The organism is Lacinutrix venerupis (assembly GCF_003663945.1).
GTDB classification, from domain to species: Bacteria; Bacteroidota; Bacteroidia; order Flavobacteriales; family Flavobacteriaceae; genus Lacinutrix; species Lacinutrix venerupis.
In genome coordinates, this window is sequence record NZ_RCCH01000011.1 from 22,733 (window position 1) to 39,766 (window position 17,034).

The 17,034-nt window shown below is 28.8% G+C and carries 15 protein-coding genes; 9 read left to right on the plus strand and 6 right to left on the minus strand.

What is annotated here, in order from left to right; genetic code table 11:
* Window positions 1-4: 4 nt before the first annotated feature.
* The 3 genes from CLV86_RS13895 to CLV86_RS13905 all read right to left on the minus strand — a co-directional run bounded on the left by CLV86_RS13895 (window position 5) and on the right by CLV86_RS13905 (window position 2,836).
* The gene (locus CLV86_RS13895) at window positions 5-559 is read right to left on the minus strand and encodes a helix-turn-helix transcriptional regulator (protein ID WP_121053236.1); all 555 of its coding nucleotides are present in this window, start codon (window positions 557-559) and stop codon (window positions 5-7) included.
* A 231-nt stretch (window positions 560-790) separates the two neighbouring features.
* Entirely contained in the window at window positions 791-2,185 is a 1,395-nt protein-coding gene (gene mnmE, locus CLV86_RS13900) for a tRNA uridine-5-carboxymethylaminomethyl(34) synthesis GTPase MnmE (RefSeq protein WP_121053238.1), read from the minus strand.
* Between the two features lie 3 nt (window positions 2,186-2,188).
* A complete protein-coding gene (locus CLV86_RS13905; RefSeq protein ID WP_121053240.1) occupies window positions 2,189-2,836 on the minus strand; it encodes a rhomboid family intramembrane serine protease in 648 nt (215 codons plus the stop codon).
* Between the two features lie 62 nt (window positions 2,837-2,898).
* Here CLV86_RS13905 and CLV86_RS13910 point away from each other — a divergent pair, with 62 nt between their 5' ends.
* Window positions 2,899-3,789: a lysophospholipid acyltransferase family protein gene (locus tag CLV86_RS13910; protein WP_076733466.1), complete on the plus strand. Its 891-nt coding sequence runs from the start codon at window positions 2,899-2,901 to the stop codon at window positions 3,787-3,789.
* 31 nt (window positions 3,790-3,820) lie between these two features.
* Here the strand turns inward: CLV86_RS13910 and CLV86_RS13915 are convergent, their stop codons facing one another.
* Together CLV86_RS13915 and glmM are read right to left on the minus strand one after the other, a co-directional pair.
* A complete protein-coding gene (locus tag CLV86_RS13915) occupies window positions 3,821-5,320 on the minus strand; it encodes an aminotransferase class V-fold PLP-dependent enzyme (RefSeq protein WP_121053242.1) in 1,500 nt (499 codons plus the stop codon).
* A 27-nt stretch (window positions 5,321-5,347) separates the two neighbouring features.
* Window positions 5,348-6,736: a phosphoglucosamine mutase gene (gene glmM / locus CLV86_RS13920; protein WP_121053244.1), complete on the minus strand. Its 1,389-nt coding sequence runs from the start codon at window positions 6,734-6,736 to the stop codon at window positions 5,348-5,350.
* Between the two features lie 79 nt (window positions 6,737-6,815).
* On the opposite strand from glmM, the gene CLV86_RS13925 reads away from it, so the two are divergent.
* From CLV86_RS13925 to CLV86_RS13960, 8 genes are all read left to right on the plus strand, one after another.
* Complete coding sequence (locus tag CLV86_RS13925) at window positions 6,816-7,409, plus strand: acyl carrier protein phosphodiesterase (RefSeq protein ID WP_121053246.1); 594 nt, start codon at window positions 6,816-6,818, stop codon at window positions 7,407-7,409.
* A gap of 186 nt (window positions 7,410-7,595) precedes the next feature.
* Window positions 7,596-7,946 (plus strand): 50S ribosomal protein L19, encoded by a 351-nt coding sequence (rplS, locus tag CLV86_RS13930; protein ID WP_076733470.1) that lies wholly within the window; start codon window positions 7,596-7,598, stop codon window positions 7,944-7,946.
* 799 nt (window positions 7,947-8,745) lie between these two features.
* Window positions 8,746-9,321 (plus strand): pentapeptide repeat-containing protein, encoded by a 576-nt coding sequence (locus CLV86_RS13935; RefSeq protein ID WP_121053249.1) that lies wholly within the window; start codon window positions 8,746-8,748, stop codon window positions 9,319-9,321.
* Window positions 9,322-9,489: 168 nt separating this feature from the next.
* Window positions 9,490-11,709, plus strand: coding sequence for an NADP-dependent isocitrate dehydrogenase (locus CLV86_RS13940; protein ID WP_121053251.1), 2,220 nt, complete (start codon window positions 9,490-9,492; stop codon window positions 11,707-11,709).
* Between the two features lie 214 nt (window positions 11,710-11,923).
* On the plus strand, window positions 11,924-14,299 hold the full coding sequence (locus tag CLV86_RS13945) for a TonB-dependent receptor (RefSeq protein WP_121053253.1): 2,376 nt from the start codon (window positions 11,924-11,926) through the stop codon (window positions 14,297-14,299).
* A 4-nt stretch (window positions 14,300-14,303) separates the two neighbouring features.
* Window positions 14,304-15,116, plus strand: a complete 813-nt coding sequence (locus tag CLV86_RS13950; protein ID WP_121053261.1) for a DUF4249 family protein — start codon at window positions 14,304-14,306, stop codon at window positions 15,114-15,116.
* Between the two features lie 160 nt (window positions 15,117-15,276).
* Window positions 15,277-16,104, plus strand: a complete 828-nt coding sequence (murQ, locus tag CLV86_RS13955; protein WP_121053255.1) for an N-acetylmuramic acid 6-phosphate etherase — start codon at window positions 15,277-15,279, stop codon at window positions 16,102-16,104.
* Window positions 16,094-16,336 (plus strand): DUF6095 family protein, encoded by a 243-nt coding sequence (locus CLV86_RS13960; protein WP_121053263.1) that lies wholly within the window; start codon window positions 16,094-16,096, stop codon window positions 16,334-16,336. The genes murQ and CLV86_RS13960 overlap by 11 nt, the downstream gene beginning before the upstream one ends.
* Here CLV86_RS13960 and CLV86_RS13965 read toward each other — a convergent pair.
* Complete coding sequence (locus CLV86_RS13965) at window positions 16,329-16,832, minus strand: hypothetical protein (RefSeq protein WP_121053257.1); 504 nt, start codon at window positions 16,830-16,832, stop codon at window positions 16,329-16,331. The two genes, CLV86_RS13960 and CLV86_RS13965, sit on opposite strands and share 8 nt — an antisense overlap.
* Window positions 16,833-17,034: the final 202 nt, after the last annotated feature.

The window sequence follows — 17,034 nt, forward strand, 5'->3', positions numbered from 1 at the left end:
TTAATTATTTTAATGCGTTATGAGCTTCTTCTTTTAACACGTAAACCATTCTTCCTTTGGTTATTTTAGTTACTTCTTTTGATTTCAGAATTTCATAAATTGAAGATTTTGAAAATCTATCTTTATACCATTTCTGTAATTCACTTATCGTAATGTATTCGCTAGATAAGAACATGTTAGGTATATTATTTTCCAAAATTGGTAATTCAAGAAACTTATTTATTTCAGATCTTGAAATTCTAGTTAATCGTTTACTAAAATTAAAAGCATTTAGTCTTTTCTCTTTTATTAGCCTATAGATGGTTTTCTTTGAACACCCAATTAAAATAGAAGCTTCCGATACACTTAAAATATCTTTTTTTTGAATATCCATTTTAAACATGTGAGAGTTATTGGATATTTGCTCTTGTTTTACTAAACCAATCTTTTCTTCTCGTTTTTTTCTTTTATATGCTTTATTACTGCATCTATGATCACAATATTTAGTTTTAGTTGTTTTAGCTGTAAACACAGAATTACAAAATTGACATACTTTTTCAATTCGAATATTAGAACTCATATTTAATCTAAATTAGCTATACATAAATCACTTTAAGATGACTTATGAGTATTTAAGGGACATAATTTCACCAAATAACACAAGTCGTATCAAATATAAAATAAAAGGTACAAATGAGGTACAAAAAAACAATAAATTGTACCTAACATCACAAAATAAAAATTACTAGAAAAAAATAAACCCTCTAAAATAGAGGGTTTATAATGTTTTTGTTTGCTTTGTTTTACTATACTATTTTCCAATACAAAAATTAGCGAAAATATTACCTAATAAATCGTCATTTGTTATAGCTCCAGTTATCTCACCAAAATGGTATAAAGCTTGTCTAACGTCTATTGCCATTAAATCTCCAGACAATCCAAACTCTAATCCTTCTTTAACTTTATTAATTTCTTCGAATGCTTTTAATAACGAATCGTAGTGACGTGTGTTTGTTATAATAGTTTCGTTATTTCTTAATGCTCCTGTATTTACAAAGCTTATTAATTTTTGCTTTAACTCCTCTACTCCAATTCCTGATTTAGCAGATAATAAATGAATATTATCAATTTTAGACTTTAAACTTTCAATTTCAGAAGTTTTTAAAATATCAATTTTATTTGCTATAATTATTAATGGTTTAAGCGGAAAACGATTTTTTATTTTTTCAATTTCTACAATTAATCGTTGACTTTCGGTTTGAAATTCTTCAGCAGAAAAAAGCAAAATAACTACTTGAGCCTGCTCCATTTTTTCAAAGGTTTTTTTAATTCCTATGCTTTCTACTACATCTTTTGTCTCTCTAATTCCTGCAGTGTCTATAAACCTAAAACCTATTCCGTCTATTACTAACTCATCTTCAATGGTATCGCGAGTTGTACCTGCAATATCGCTTACAATGGCGCGTTCTTCGTTTAAAAGTGCATTTAAAAGTGTAGATTTCCCAACATTTGGCTCGCCAACAATAGCTACTGGTATTCCGTTTTTTATTACATTTCCTACTGCAAAAGAATCTATTAAGCGTTTTAATACAAAGGTTATTCTATTTATTAGCTCTTTAAATTGTGTTCTATCTGCAAATTCAACATCTTCTTCTGCAAAGTCTAATTCTAGCTCTAATAAGCTGGCAAAATTTAAAAGTTCTTCGCGAAGCTTAGCAATTTCAGAAGAGAAACCACCACGCATTTGCTGCATCGCTATTTGGTGCGATGCTTCATTATCACTCGCAATTAAATCTGCAACAGCTTCTGCCTGGCTTAAATCTAGTTTTCCGTTTAAAAATGCTCTAAGTGTAAACTCTCCTGCATCTGCCATACGGCAACCATTTCTTAAAAATAATTGAATTATTTCTTGTTGAATATAAACCGAACCATGACAAGAAATCTCTACTACATTTTCTCCAGTATAAGAGTTTGGGTTTTTAAAAATAGAAACTAAAACTTCATCTATAACTCTTTCTCCATCAACTACATGACCTAAATGTATTGTATGCGTTTTTTGCTTTAAAAGTGATTTGTTATTTTTTACAGACTTAAAATGGGCGTTAGCAATAGTAATTGCTTCTTCTCCAGATAGACGAATTATCGCCACTGCTCCAGCGCCAGATGCGGTTGCTAATGCTACTATAGTGTCGTTATTAAAACTCATAAATTATATTTTTCCTAAACGCTTCAATACAAATAATAATACAATAGGTATTGCTAAAACAAGAATCATTGTAACGTTTGTTTTAAATAAATATGTTGCAAATAAAAGCGTAAAAACATAGCCTCCAATAGCGCCACCAAAATGCGCATCGTGACCAATATTATCTGCTTTTGCTTTCATTCCATAAATTGAATACAGTAAATAACCTACTCCAAAAATATAAGATGGAATAGGTATAGGAATAAAAAACAAATATAAACTCATTCCTGGTTGTAATAATATTGCAGAATAAATAATACCCATAACCGCTCCACTTGCTCCAACAGCAGTGTAGTGATATTCGTTTTTATGAAAATAATACGATAAAATATTACCTATCAACAAACTTCCTAAGTATATAATAATAAATTTAGCATTACCTAATTCTGCAACCACAACAGGAGCAAAAAAATATAAAGAAAACATATTAAAAAATAAATGTTGCGGATTAACATGAAGAAATCCAGAAGTTATCATTCTAATCTTTTCGCCTCTTGTAATTGCTCCAATACTAAACTTATATCTTTCGAAAAATGCATAGTCGTTAAAGCCCTTAAAGGAAGCTAAAGCATTGGCTCCAATAATGATAATTGTAATAATATTTATATCCATAAACAATAAACGTATTTTTTAAATATAGCATATATTTGCATTTACAAATCTAAAACTAATTCATGCAATTATTAGCTTACATTTTAATTTATCCGTTTTTATGGTTAATTTCTATTCTTCCATTTAAATTATTGTATGCTTTTTCAGACTTTGTTTTCATTATAGTTTATCGTATTTTCAAGTATAGAAAAAAGGTAGTTAAACAAAATTTACGTTTAGTTTTTCCTGAAAAAAGTAAAGATGAAATAGAAGAAATTACCAGAAAGTTTTATCACCATTTGTGTGATATGATTTTTGAATCTATAAAATCGATGACAATCTCTGAAAAAGAAATGCGTAAGCGTTTTACTTTTACAGATTTAGATATTTTACAAAATTTTGAAAAAAAGAATAGAAGTCTTATTTTAATGTGTGCGCATTATGCAAGCTGGGAGTGGATTTTTATATTACAAAAGCATGTTAACTATACTGGTTTTGGTATATATAAACGTTTAAGTAATAAATATTTTGATGCTTTAGTTAAAAGAATTCGTGCACGATACAACTCTTATTTAATAACTACAAAGGAAACAGTATCTACCCTTTCGGCATCTAAAGCAAAAGGAGAATTATCTATGAGTGGTTTTGCATCGGACCAATCGCCAAAAATAGATAAAGCACATCATTGGCAAAATTTTATGGGTATTAAAGTTCCTGTGCATACAGGAGCAGAAATGATTGCAAAAAAATTAGACATGTCTGTTGTTTTCTTTGGAACCAAAAGGTTAAAACGTGGTTATTACCAAACTGGTTTTAAAATTTTAGCTGAAAATCCAAACGATTATAAAAACTATGAAATTACAGATGCATTTTTAAAAATTGTTGAACAACAAATTTTAGAAGCTCCTGAATTTTATTTATGGACACATAAACGTTGGAAACACCGAGATAAAGTACCAAAAGAATTTTTATAATATTTTATAAAATGTTTTGCTTTTTAATTGATTATAAATCAAACCAACCATCTACTCTCATGTCTTGGTTAGGCACAAATGTTTTATGTATAAATTCGTTATTGGCTTTGTTGTATTGATAATCTTTAGCCCATTCTTTATGGTTTTTTGCTAAAGCTTTTAAACTATTGCACACATAATCTATTTCATTACAAGTTGTAGTTGGATGAATAGACATACGTATCCAACCTGGTTTACGTATTAAATCTCCTAAAGTTATTTCGTTTACCAAACTATTAGATTGCTCTTGGTCTACATGTAATAAAAAGTGTCCATAAGTTCCGGCACAACTACAACCTCCACGAGTTTGTATACCAAATCTATCGTTAAGTATTTTAACTCCTAAATTAAAATGCAAATCTTCAATATAAAAAGAAACAACACCAAGTCGTTTTTTTTGGTCACCTGCTAAAATTTTAATATTGTCTACGTGCTCTAATTCTAAAAAAACTTTTTCTAACAATTCGTGCTCTCTATCCAGCATGTTTTTTACACCCATTTGATCTTTTAACTTAATTGCTAAAGCAGTTTTTATAGTTTGTAAAAAACCTGGTGTACCACCATCTTCTCTGTCTTCTATATTATCTATATACTTGTGTTCTCCCCAAGGATTTGTCCATGATACGGTACCACCACCAGGACAATCTGGCACCATATTTTTATATAATTTTTTATTAAAAACTAATACTCCAGAAGTTCCTGGACCACCTAAAAATTTATGTGGCGAAAAGAAAATAGCATCAAGTGCTTCGTCTTCATTTTCTGGATGCATATCTATATTCACATAAGGAGCAGAACATGCAAAATCTACAAAACATACTCCACCATGCTCGTGCATAACTTTTGCTATTTCATGATAAGGAGTTTCTATACCTGTAACATTACTTCCACCAATAACAGAAGCTATTTTAAGTGTACAATCTTTATATTGCTCTAAAAGAGTTTTTAAATTTTCAATACTAAATAATCCATCGTCTCCTGCAGGTATAACTTCTACCTTTGCCATAGTTTCTAGCCATGAAGTATGGTTAGAATGGTGTTCCATATGAGTTACAAAAACTACAGGACGCATTTGGTCTGGAATTTTAGTATAATCTTTTAAATTTTCTGGTATTTTTAAACCTAAAATACGCTGAAATTTATTTACAACACTAGTCATTCCATTTCCAGACACAATTAACACATCATCTGCATTAGAGTTTACGTGGCCTTTAATAATATGTCTTGCTTTATGGTAAGCATTCGTCATTGCTGTACCAGAAACTGTAGTTTCGGTATGCGTGTTTGCTACAAAAGGTCCAAATTGATTTGTTATTTTTTCTTCAATTGGTCTATATAATCTACCTGAAGCTGTCCAATCTGTATATACCATTTTTTGTATACCATATGGAGATTCAAACTCTTGATCTATACCAATAATATGTTTTCTAAATTGAGAAAAGTAAACTTCTAATTCAGATTTTTGTTCTCTTGGTGCTTTTGTAGTAATCATGAAAATTATCTTTGTATTGCTAAAATACTAAATATTAGCTATTTGCTTAATTTCTGAAATAATTTTATCAGCTAATTCATCTGCTATTTCTTGTGATAAAGCTTCGGTGTAAATTCTAATAATTGGCTCGGTATTACTTTTTCTTAAATGTACCCAATTATCTGCAAAATCTATTTTTACACCATCAACAGTGTTTAAGTTTTCATCTTTATATTTTTCTGCCATTTGCATTAAAATTGCATCTACATCTATTTGTGGAGTTAATGCAATCTTCTTTTTACTCATATAATAACTTGTATATGTTTTACGCAACTCACTAACACTCATTTTCTTTTCGGCTAAAAGTGTTAAAAATAGAGCTACACCAACTAGAGCATCACGACCATAGTGAGAAGCAGGATATATAATACCTCCATTACCTTCTCCTCCAATTACAGCATTATTTTTTTTCATTAAAGATACTACATTAACTTCTCCTACAGCACTAGCTTCGTATGTTCCACCGTGTTTTTCTGTAACATCTCTTAATGCGCGAGTGGAACTCATGTTACTTACTGTATTTCCAGGATTTTTACTTAAAACATGATCTGCACAAGCAACTAAAGTGTACTCTTCTCCAAACATTTCTCCGTTTTCATCCATAAATGCTAATCTATCTACATCTGGATCTACCACAATACCAAAATCTGCATGATGTTTTTTAACTTCGGCAGATAAGTCTGTTAAATGTTCTTTAAGTGGCTCTGGGTTATGTGGAAAATGTCCTGTAGGTTCGCAATACAGTTTTACCGCTTCTACACCTAAACGTTCTAATAATAATGGTATAGCAATTCCGCCCGTAGAGTTTACACCATCTACAACCACTTTAAAATTAGCTTTTTCAATAATATCTTTATTTACATATTCTAAATCTAAAACTTCATCTATGTGTATATCTATATATGCATCATTTTTAGTTATTTTACCTAAGCTATCTACGTCTGCAAATTGCATTGCATCACCTTCTGCTATTTCTAAAATTTTTGCACCTTCTACAGCATCCAAAAATTCTCCTTTTTCATTTAGTAATTTTAAAGCATTCCACTGTTTTGGGTTATGGCTTGCTGTTAAAATAATACCTCCATCTGCATGTTCTAATGGAACTGCCATTTCAACAGTTGGTGTTGTAGACAAATCTAAATCTATAACATGAATACCTAAACCAACTAAAGTATTCATTACTAAATTCTGTATCATTTCTCCAGAAATTCTAGCATCTCTACCAACTACAACACGATAGTTTTCTTTATTACGTTGCGATTTTAACCAAGTACCATAGGCCGAAGCAAATTTTACAGCATCAATAGGAGTAAGATTTTCTCCAACGTTTCCGCCAATAGTTCCTCGAATTCCTGAAATAGATTTTATAAGTGTCATTAATTATATTTTAAAATTGAAGTACAAATATACTATTTCAAAAGCGTATTTATCAATTCTGAATTCGTAAATTCGAATTATGAATTTTCTCGCACACATTTATCTTTCTGGAAATAATGAAGCTATTACTATTGGTAATTTTATTGCAGATGGTATTCGTGGTAAAAAGTATTTAAAATATCCTAAAGACATACAAACTGGTATTTTATTGCATCGTCAAATAGATACTTTTACAGATGCTCATAAAACAGTAAGATTAAGCACTAAAAGGCTTCATAAAAATTACGGCCATTATTCTGGAGTAATTGTAGATATTTTATACGACCATTTTCTAGCTAAAAATTGGAGCAGTTATTCTAATATTCCTTTAGATAATTATATAGATAATTTTTATAATAGTCTACAAGATAATTTTGAAATATTACCAACGAGGATACAAAAAATGATGCCATATATGATTGCAGATAATTGGTTATTAAGTTATGCATCTATTGAGGGTATAAAAAAAGTTTTAGAAGGTATGAATAGGAGAACACAAAACCGTTCTCAAATGAATTTAGCTGTTAACGAGTTACAAGAATTCTACAAAGAATTTGAAAATGAATTTACTCTCTTTTTTAATGAATTAATTAGTTTTTCAGCAAAAAAACTAAAAGAAATAGAGAACAGATAAGTCTTTTTAAATACTATAAATCAAACTAATACAGCCTAAAACCTAGTCTTTAAATTAATTTTTTAAAAAATGTTTTTCTTATTTGGTAATTGAGCATTAATAACTATATTTGCAGCCAATTTCGGGTTAACCTCTGGCGATATACGTGAATGTTGTTCTGATTTAATAATTTAAAAATAAATAAAGATGGAATCTTTAATTAAATTTGTACAAGACGAATTTGTACCAAAAAAAGACTTCGCAGAATTTTCAGCAGGTGATACAATCACTGTTTATTATGAAATTCGTGAAGGAGAAAAAAGTAGAACACAGTTTTTTAGAGGTGTTGTTTTACAAAGAAGAGGAACTGGAACATCAGAAACCTTTACAATTAGAAAAATGTCTGGAACAATTGGTGTAGAACGTATTTTCCCAATTAACTTACCTGCATTACAAAAAATTGAAGTAAACAAAAAAGGTAAAGTGCGTAGAGCAAGAATCTTTTACTTTAGAGGTCTTACTGGTAAGAAAGCTAGAATTAAAGAAGCTAGAAGATAATACTAGACTCTTAAATGATATTAAAAAGTCCATCTTATATAAGATGGACTTTTTTGGTTATAAACAATTGTTAATAACATTGGTTTATAACTAGTTGATAGATAGAATGTTAAAAACCTAGTTTATTTTAAACTAATTATGTACTTTAGTAAAACAATTAATAACAACTTTATGTTGGTTTCTAAATAGAATTAGTTTAGAATTTATATTTAATTGATTTTAAAACTTTGTTTTTTTAACTAATGAGTTTTAAAATAAGTACTTAAATTTATTTTAAGTATTAATTGTTTTTTGAGGTTTAAAAATTTCATATTATATTATGAATAATAAAAACCATGACATTTTGAAAATTTCAGTATGTTTATACAGGTTGAAATTGTAGAAATTGAAAGTTTCGGAAAAAGTAGTAGAGATCGAAAGTGAATACGAAAGGATGAAACAAGACTTTAAAAGAAATATATTGTTAAAACAAATTAATTTAAAGTTTCAAGAAAAATAATTACTCGGTACATAGGCGTAACAAGTCAATACATTTTGAAAGTTACCCAAATGTATCATTGATTTAACAGATTTTGAATCGAAAAGATGTAAAACTTTGGTTTTGGATTGAGTTAGTGAAAGCTAAATAGATCAGTTGATGTTATCTCAAAAAAGCCATGATAATAATAGTTAAATCTATTTTATTATGGCTTTTATTTTTTATAAACTCCTTCTATTTTTTAAGACGCTATTCCTTTAGTATAAAAATTCTTATTCTAATTTTTTTTTATAAATATATTGAAACATGTAATTTTATAAAATGAATTTACCTTTAATAACAGAAGAATCTTTTAATTCTAAAGATTATACAACAAATAATAACCTACAAAAAGCAGAATACGATAACTGTATTTTTAATAATTGTAATTTTAGTAATATATACCTATCTGGAATATCATTTTTAGAATGCGAATTTAATAACTGTAATTTAAGCTCTGTTAAACTTGGAGAAACATCGTTTAAAGATGTTTTATTTACCGATTGTAAATTAGTAGGGACACCTTTTAACGAATGTGATCCCTTTTTATTAGCAATAACATTAAAAAAATGTCAGCTTAATTTAGCTTCATTCTATAACTTAAAATTAAACAATACGTTTTTTGATAATTGCAAATTAGAAAAAACAGATTTTACAAATACAGATTTAAAACAATCTACTTTTAATAATTGCGATTTAAACCAAGCCATCTTTGATAATACTAATTTAGAAAAAGTAAATTTTTTAACATCATACAACTACTCTATTTCACCCTCAAAAAACAACATTAAAGGTGCTCAATTTTCGAAAAACGAAATTTTCGGCCTTTTAAAAGACTACAATATTATAATTAGATAATTTTTAAACACAAAAATTATCAATTTAATAATATGAAACATTATTAACTATACTCTCTTCAAATCCTTTAAACTCGTAGGCTTCAAGCTTTAATATAATTTTGATTTTTTGTATATTCGCAAACCGAACTTTTTCGGGACTTTTAGAAATTAAAATATCCTATATCATATGTCAACAACTCCAAAAATCATTTATACAAAAACAGATGAAGCTCCAGCTTTAGCAACACGTTCTTTTTTACCAATTGTTGAAGCCTTTGTAAAGTCTTCAGGAATTAATATTGAGACTAAAGACATCTCTTTAGCTGCTAGAATTTTAGCTATATTTCCAGATTTTTTAAATGATGACCAAAAGGTGAATGATGACTTAGCTTTTTTAGGAGAATTAGCCAAAAAACCAGAAGCTAATATTATTAAATTACCTAATATTAGTGCTTCTATTCCTCAATTAAAAGCTGCAATTCAAGAACTTCAAGAACAAGGTTTTAAAATTCCTAACTATCCAGATGAACCTTCTAACACTGAAGAAAAAGAAATAAAATCTCGTTATGATAAAGTTAAAGGTAGTGCTGTAAATCCAGTATTACGTGAAGGAAATAGTGATAGACGTGCTCCAAAAGCTGTAAAAAACTACGCAAAAAAGAACCCACATTCTATGGGAGCATGGTCTAAAGACTCTAAATCTCATGTTGCTACAATGACTGAAGGAGATTTTGCACATAACGAAAAATCTACAACTTTAACAGATGCAACTTCTGTAAAAATTGTACATACAGATGAGAATGGAAATAAAACCATTTTAAAGGATAGTTTAGCATTACTACAAGGCGAAATTATTGATGCAACTGTAATGAGCAAAAAAGCTTTAATTGAATTCTTAGATGAACAAGTTGAAGATGCTTTAGATAAAGGTGTGTTATTTTCATTACACATGAAAGCTACAATGATGAAAGTTAGTGATCCTATTATTTTTGGTCACGCTGTACGTGTATTCTTTAAAGATTTATTTAAAAAACATGGAGAAACTTTCGATAAAATTGGTGTAGATGTTAACAATGGATTTGGAAACTTATTAAGTAACTTAAACCAATTACCAGACGATAAGCACGAAGAAATAAGAGAAGATATACGTTATGCCTTAGAGCATAGTGCAGACTTAGCTATGGTAAATAGCGATAAAGGTATTACAAACCTACATGTACCAAGTGACGTTATTATTGATGCTTCAATGCCTGCAATGATTCGCAACTCTGGACAAATGTGGAATGCAGAAGGAAAAGCTCAAGATACAAAAGCAGTTATTCCAGATAGCAGTTATGCTGGTATTTATACAGCAACTATAGATTTTTGTAAAGAGCATGGTGCTTTCGATCCTACTACAATGGGAACTGTTCCTAATGTAGGATTAATGGCTCAAAAAGCTGAAGAATATGGTTCTCATGATAAAACTTTTGAAATTACCTCAAATGGTAAAGTGGAAGTGATTGATGCAAATGAAAAAACTTTAATTTCTCATAATGTTGAAGAAGGAGATATCTGGAGAATGTGTCAAGTAAAAGATGCTCCAATACAGGATTGGGTTAAGCTTGCTGTAACTAGAGCGAGAGCCTCACAAACACCTGCTGTTTTTTGGTTAGATAAAAACAGGGCACACGATGCACAATTAATTAAAAAAGTAAATACTTACTTAAAAGATCATGACACTAATGGATTAGATTTACGTATCTTATCTCCTGTTGATGCAACAATATTTACTTGTAAAAGATTAAAAGAAGGAAAAGATACTATTTCTGTTTCTGGAAACGTATTACGTGATTATTTAACAGATTTATTCCCAATTCTTGAAGTTGGAACCAGTGCTAAAATGCTATCTATTGTACCATTAATGAATGGTGGTGGATTGTTTGAGACAGGAGCTGGTGGATCTGCACCAAAACACGTACAACAACTTTTAGAAGAAAATCATTTACGTTGGGATTCTTTAGGAGAATTTTTAGCTCTTGCCGTTTCTTTAGAACATTTTAGCCAAGTAAATAATAATCCTAAAGCAAAAATTTTAGGAGATGCTTTAGATAATGCAACTGAAAAACTATTAGAAAATAAAAAAGGTCCTTCTCGTAAAGCTGGTGAGTTAGATAACAGAGGTTCGCATTTTTATTTAGCAATGTATTGGGCACAAGAACTTGCTAACCAAACTACAGATACAGATTTAGCTAAAGAGTTTACTCCACTTGCTAAACAATTAGCTGATAATGAAGAAACAATTGTTAAAGAATTAAACGATATACAAGGAAGTCCTGTAACTATTGGTGGCTATTACGAACCAAAAGAAGATTTAATAAATACAGTTATGAGACCAAGTAAAACGTTAAATAACATTTTAAACTAATAGATATTAAAATATTAATATTCTTATAAAAGCTCCTATTTAAGGAGCTTTTTTACATTAAAGACTAAACAAGCATATTTAATTTTCTAAAAAAAGAATCAGTTAAAAGTTTGATATCACAATTTTTATAATAAACTAACACACAAATAATATGTTAAACTCTTAATTACAAAATTATGTTTTAATTAACTTTACATACTCTAAATTGTTATAAATGAATCAATCTAAACTAATCATTTTCACATTATTTTTTTTTAGTATAACATTTCTTTTCGCTCAAGAAAAATTTACCATTAGCGGTATAATACAAGATCAAAATACAAACGAAACATTAATTGGAGTTACAGTTCTTTTTCCCGAATTAAATACTGGTACAACAACAAACGAATATGGGTTTTATTCTATAACCTTACCAAAAGGAAGCTATAAATTACAACTTAGTTATATTGGTTATACCGATAAATTGGAGACAATTTTACTAAACGATAATTTAAAAAGAAACTTTTTATTAAATGAAGCAACAGAAAGTTTAGAAGAAGTTATTATTACCGAAAATATTGAAAAATTAAGCATTAGAAAACCACAAATGAGTGTTAATGCATTAACTTCTGCAACTATAAAACAAATTCCTGTAGTACTAGGTGAAGCAGACGTTTTAAAAGCTATAACATTACTTCCTGGTGTTACAAATGCAGGAGAAGGCTCGTCTGGTTTTAATGTTCGTGGTGGTGCGGCAGATCAAAACTTAATTCTTTTAGATGAAGCAACTGTCTATAACTCTTCACATTTATTTGGTTTATTTTCTGTTTTTAATCCAGATGCTATAAAAGATTTAAAATTATATAAAGGTGGCATTCCTGCAAGATATGGAGGACGTGTAGCATCTGTTTTAGACATTTATCAAAAAGAAGGGAATAGTAAAGAGTTTCATGCTAATGGTGGAATTGGTGTTGTATCAAGCCGTTTGTTATTAGAAGGTCCGCTAGAAAAGGATAAAGGTTCATTTTTATTAGGAGGTAGAAGTAGCTATGCACACTTATTTTTACCATTGTTTGATTTGGACAACGTTGCCTATTTTTACGATTTAAACACAAAATTAAGCTATAAATTAAACGATAATAATAACATTTACTTATCTGGTTATTTTGGAAGAGATGTCTTTAGCTTAGCAGATAGTTTCGAAAACATTTATGGAAATACTATTGTAAATTTTAGATGGAATCATCTATTTAACGACAAGTTGTTTTCTAATATGTCACTTATTTACTCAGATTATTATTATGGTTTAAATTTAGATTTTGTAGAATTTAAATGGAATTCTGGAATTCAAAATTTTAATTTTAAATACGATTTTAAGCACTATATAAATAATAATTTTAAACTACAATATGGTTTAAACAGTATCTATTATAAATTTAATCCTGGTGAAATTGAACCTTCTACTCCTACTTCAGGAATAAATGCCGAAAAACTTATAGATAAATACGCTTTCGAAAACGCATTATATCTTGATGCCGAACACAAAGTTTTAAAAAATCTTACACTAGCATACGGATTAAGATTAAGTACTTTTAATCGTTTAGGACAAAGTGAAATAAATATTTATGAAAACAATCAAGCTGTAGTATTTAATAATGATTTTCAAATATATCAAAGCGCAGATGCTATTGGTACAGAAACTGTAAGTAAAAATAAAACTATAAAATCCTTTTTAAATTTAGAACCACGTTTTTCTGCTGCCTATCAATTTAATAGAAATACATCTGTAAAAACAAGCTACAATCGTATGTCTCAGTATTTGCATTTACTTTCTAACACAAGTTCTCCAACACCTTTAGATATTTGGGCTCCTAGTGGAAAATTTATTAAACCACAAATATTAGATCAATATGCCATTGGTTATTTTAAAAATTTAAAAGATGGCGATTTCTCTTTAGAAATAGAAAGTTTTTACAAAGACGTAAAAAATAGAATCGACTATATTGATGGAGCAGATCTTATCGCAAACGATGCTATAGAACAAGTAATTTTAAACGGAAAAGCTAGAGCTTATGGATTAGAAATACTTTTTAGAAAAAACGAAGGTCGCTTTAAAGGTTGGCTAGCATATACAATATCTAAATCTGAACAAAAAACCGAAGGTAGAACACCTCTTGAAACAGGAATTAACAATGGAGAATGGTATAATACTGGCTACGATAAAACACACGACTTATCAATAACAACAAGTTATAATTTAAATAAAAAATGGGATTTTAACGCGAATTTTTTATTTCAAACAGGACAACCTACAACATATCCAAACAGTCAATACGTATATAATAACATTGTAGTACCAAATTATAGTGCTAGAAACTCAACACGATTACCAACTTATCATCGTTTAGATTTATCTGCAACTTATAAACCTAAACCAGAAAAAACAAAAGGTTGGCAAGGTTCATGGGTTTTTGGCATTTATAATACATATAATAGACGTAATGCCACTTCAATTTCCTTTGCTCAAAACGAAGACACAGGTAATAATGAGGCAACTAGATTGGCAATATTTGGTATTGTACCATCAGTTTCTTACAATTTTAAATTCTAAAAAAATGAAAAAAATATTTCTTCTATTAATTATATTAAATATAGTCACAGCATGCGAAGATGTAATAGATGTAGAAGTACCAAATACACAACCACGTTTAGTAATAGATGCATCTTTAAATTGGTTCGAAGGTACTTCAGGAGTAAATCAAACTATAATACTATCGCTTTCTGCACCTTTTTTTAATAGTCAAACTCCGCCAGCAATTGGAGCTAATGTAACAGTAACAGATCAAAGCAATAATGTTTATACTTTTTTAGATACAAACTCTAACGGTATTTATCAATGTTTTGATTTTAATCCTCAATTAAATCAAGAATATACACTAAATATCATTTATAATAATGAAAGCTATACTGGTACAGAAATTATGGCATCTGTAACTCCAATAGATTATATAGAACAAAATAACGATGGAGGTTTCGAAGGAGATGAAATAGAAATAAAAGCATACTATACAGATCCAATCGATGAAGAAAATTACTATTTTTTTGAATTTAAAGAAGAGTATGAAACTCTTCCTTATTTAGAAGTTTACGATGACGAGTTTACAAATGGAAATCAAATTTTTGCATATTACACAAATGAAGACACTGTTTCTGGTAATAATTTAACCATAAAAAACTATGGCGTTTCAAAGCAGTTTTTCGAATTTATGTCTTTACTATTGCAACAAACGTCAGAAGGAGGAGGTCCTTTTGAAGTTCAGCCAGCAACAGTCCGTGGTAATTGTATAAATCAAACAAATCCAGAAAATTTTCCATTTGGATATTTTAGAGTGTCGCAAGCAACAGAACTTGTCTATACAATTGAATAAAATAATTTTGGCGTTACCAAAACATGCAACAAAGCATGTTTTCGTCGTGTCATCCACTATATCTTTTTTTTGCATATATGCAACAAAAAAAAGGATGCCGCTTCTACCACTAACGCAATAAAAAACTTAAAATAAATACAATTATTGTATTTTTGAAAATATGGCATTTATAAAAACTACAGAAAAAGAATCTAATTATAATCATTTAGAAAAAATGAGCACATTAGAACTTTTACAAAATATAAATAACGAAGATAAAACTGTACCATTAGCAGTAGAAAAAGCATTACCGGAAATTCAAAAATTAGTAGATCAAATTGTATTAAAATTAAAAAATAACGGAAGACTTTTTTATATCGGAGCTGGTACAAGCGGAAGATTAGGTATAGTTGATGCTTCAGAATGTCCTCCAACATTTGGTGTACCTCATGAAATGGTTATTGGTTTAATAGCTGGAGGAGATATTGCTATAAGAAAAGCAGTAGAATTTGCAGAAGATTCAGTAAATCAAGGATGGTACGATTTACAAAACCATGACATATCAAAAAAAGATATTGTAATTGGTATAGCCGCTTCTGGTACGACACCATATGTTATTGAAGCTTTAAAAAAATGTAATTTTAATAATATAATAACAGGCTCAATTTCTTGTAATAAAAATAGTCCATTATCAAATACAGCTAAATATCCAATTGAAGTAGTTGTCGGTCCAGAATTTGTTACAGGGAGTTCAAGAATGAAAGCCGGAACAGCACAAAAATTAGTACTAAATATGCTTACAACTTCAACAATGATTAAACTTGGAAAAGTTAAAGGCAATAAAATGGTAGACATGCAGCTTAGTAACAATAAATTAGTTGATAGAGGTATAAAAATGATAATGTCAGAACTAAATATTGATAGAAGTTCAGCTAAATCACTATTAGAACAGAATAAAAATGTAAGAACAGCAATAATTGCATTTAAAAATAAAAAAAATGAAAACTAAAAAAACCGATAAAGAAATTTTAATAAATGGTTTAAAAAAAATGGGAATATCATTATTTTTAATGTTTTTAGGTCCTACGTTAATATATATTGCATTTAGTAATCAAGAAAAAAATTTATATATTCCTATATTAATAATTGGAATTATAGCCTGTTGTACTGCTATTCTTTTTGCTTTTAAAGGTTTAAATACTATTCTTGATAGTATGTTTAAAAGCAAAAAAACTACTTGAAGTTTATTCTTGAATTTGGTGTAGTAGGATTATATCCAAAATTATTATCTTCAATTTCAATATTTAACCTATCTAAAATATAACCTATTATAGCATAATGATGTATTGTATGACTATTTGCTTGAGCTAATAAAGCTTCATAAGTATAGTTTATTTTTATTTTACCAGAACCAAGATCATCTATAACAATAATTCTTTCATTTATTTTATCTTTTAAAACAGATAATCTTTCTAAAATTTGATTAAGGTAACCCATAGCCGAATCACAACAAACTTCAACAGATAAATCTCTCTTTCTTGAAGTTAAATCTATTATTCCCTCATGATTTAAGTTACAAGAACAGTCATAAAAATCATAAATATGTCTAATATGCGAACCTATACTAGAATAGTATGGAGAAACTGACGAATTACTTAACTCTTCATTAGAAAGTTTATTTAAAAGTACTTTAGATTTTTTAAGAGTAAGTAAGCTAGATTCTATAATATTATGCATAATTATAAAATTAATTAGAATAAATTTAGTTATAAAAATAATGTCTTCTATTAGTCTTAAACATACTCAAAACTTACATAATTCAAAAAACTTTAAACAAAAAAAAATCCTAAACAAATAAATGTTTAGGACTTTCTAAAAAAGGCGACGACCTACTCTCCCACAAATGTAGTACCATCGGCGCAAATAGGCTTAACTTCTC

Coding starts and splice junctions, on each gene's coding strand:
- CLV86_RS13960 (WP_121053263.1), top strand. CDS start 16,094: ATGAAAACTAAAAAAACCGATAAAGAAATTTTAATAAATGGTTTAAAA.
- CLV86_RS13940 (WP_121053251.1), top strand. CDS start 9,490: ATGTCAACAACTCCAAAAATCATTTATACAAAAACAGATGAAGCTCCA.
- CLV86_RS13895 (WP_121053236.1), bottom strand. CDS start 559: ATGAGTTCTAATATTCGAATTGAAAAAGTATGTCAATTTTGTAATTCT.
- CLV86_RS13965 (WP_121053257.1), bottom strand. CDS start 16,832: ATGCATAATATTATAGAATCTAGCTTACTTACTCTTAAAAAATCTAAA.
- CLV86_RS13935 (WP_121053249.1), top strand. CDS start 8,746: ATGAATTTACCTTTAATAACAGAAGAATCTTTTAATTCTAAAGATTAT.
- glmM (WP_121053244.1), bottom strand. CDS start 6,736: ATGACACTTATAAAATCTATTTCAGGAATTCGAGGAACTATTGGCGGA.
- CLV86_RS13910 (WP_076733466.1), top strand. CDS start 2,899: ATGCAATTATTAGCTTACATTTTAATTTATCCGTTTTTATGGTTAATT.
- CLV86_RS13945 (WP_121053253.1), top strand. CDS start 11,924: ATGAATCAATCTAAACTAATCATTTTCACATTATTTTTTTTTAGTATA.
- CLV86_RS13905 (WP_121053240.1), bottom strand. CDS start 2,836: ATGGATATAAATATTATTACAATTATCATTATTGGAGCCAATGCTTTA.
- mnmE (WP_121053238.1), bottom strand. CDS start 2,185: ATGAGTTTTAATAACGACACTATAGTAGCATTAGCAACCGCATCTGGC.
- CLV86_RS13915 (WP_121053242.1), bottom strand. CDS start 5,320: ATGATTACTACAAAAGCACCAAGAGAACAAAAATCTGAATTAGAAGTT.
- CLV86_RS13950 (WP_121053261.1), top strand. CDS start 14,304: ATGAAAAAAATATTTCTTCTATTAATTATATTAAATATAGTCACAGCA.
- CLV86_RS13925 (WP_121053246.1), top strand. CDS start 6,816: ATGAATTTTCTCGCACACATTTATCTTTCTGGAAATAATGAAGCTATT.
- murQ (WP_121053255.1), top strand. CDS start 15,277: ATGGCATTTATAAAAACTACAGAAAAAGAATCTAATTATAATCATTTA.
- rplS (WP_076733470.1), top strand. CDS start 7,596: ATGGAATCTTTAATTAAATTTGTACAAGACGAATTTGTACCAAAAAAA.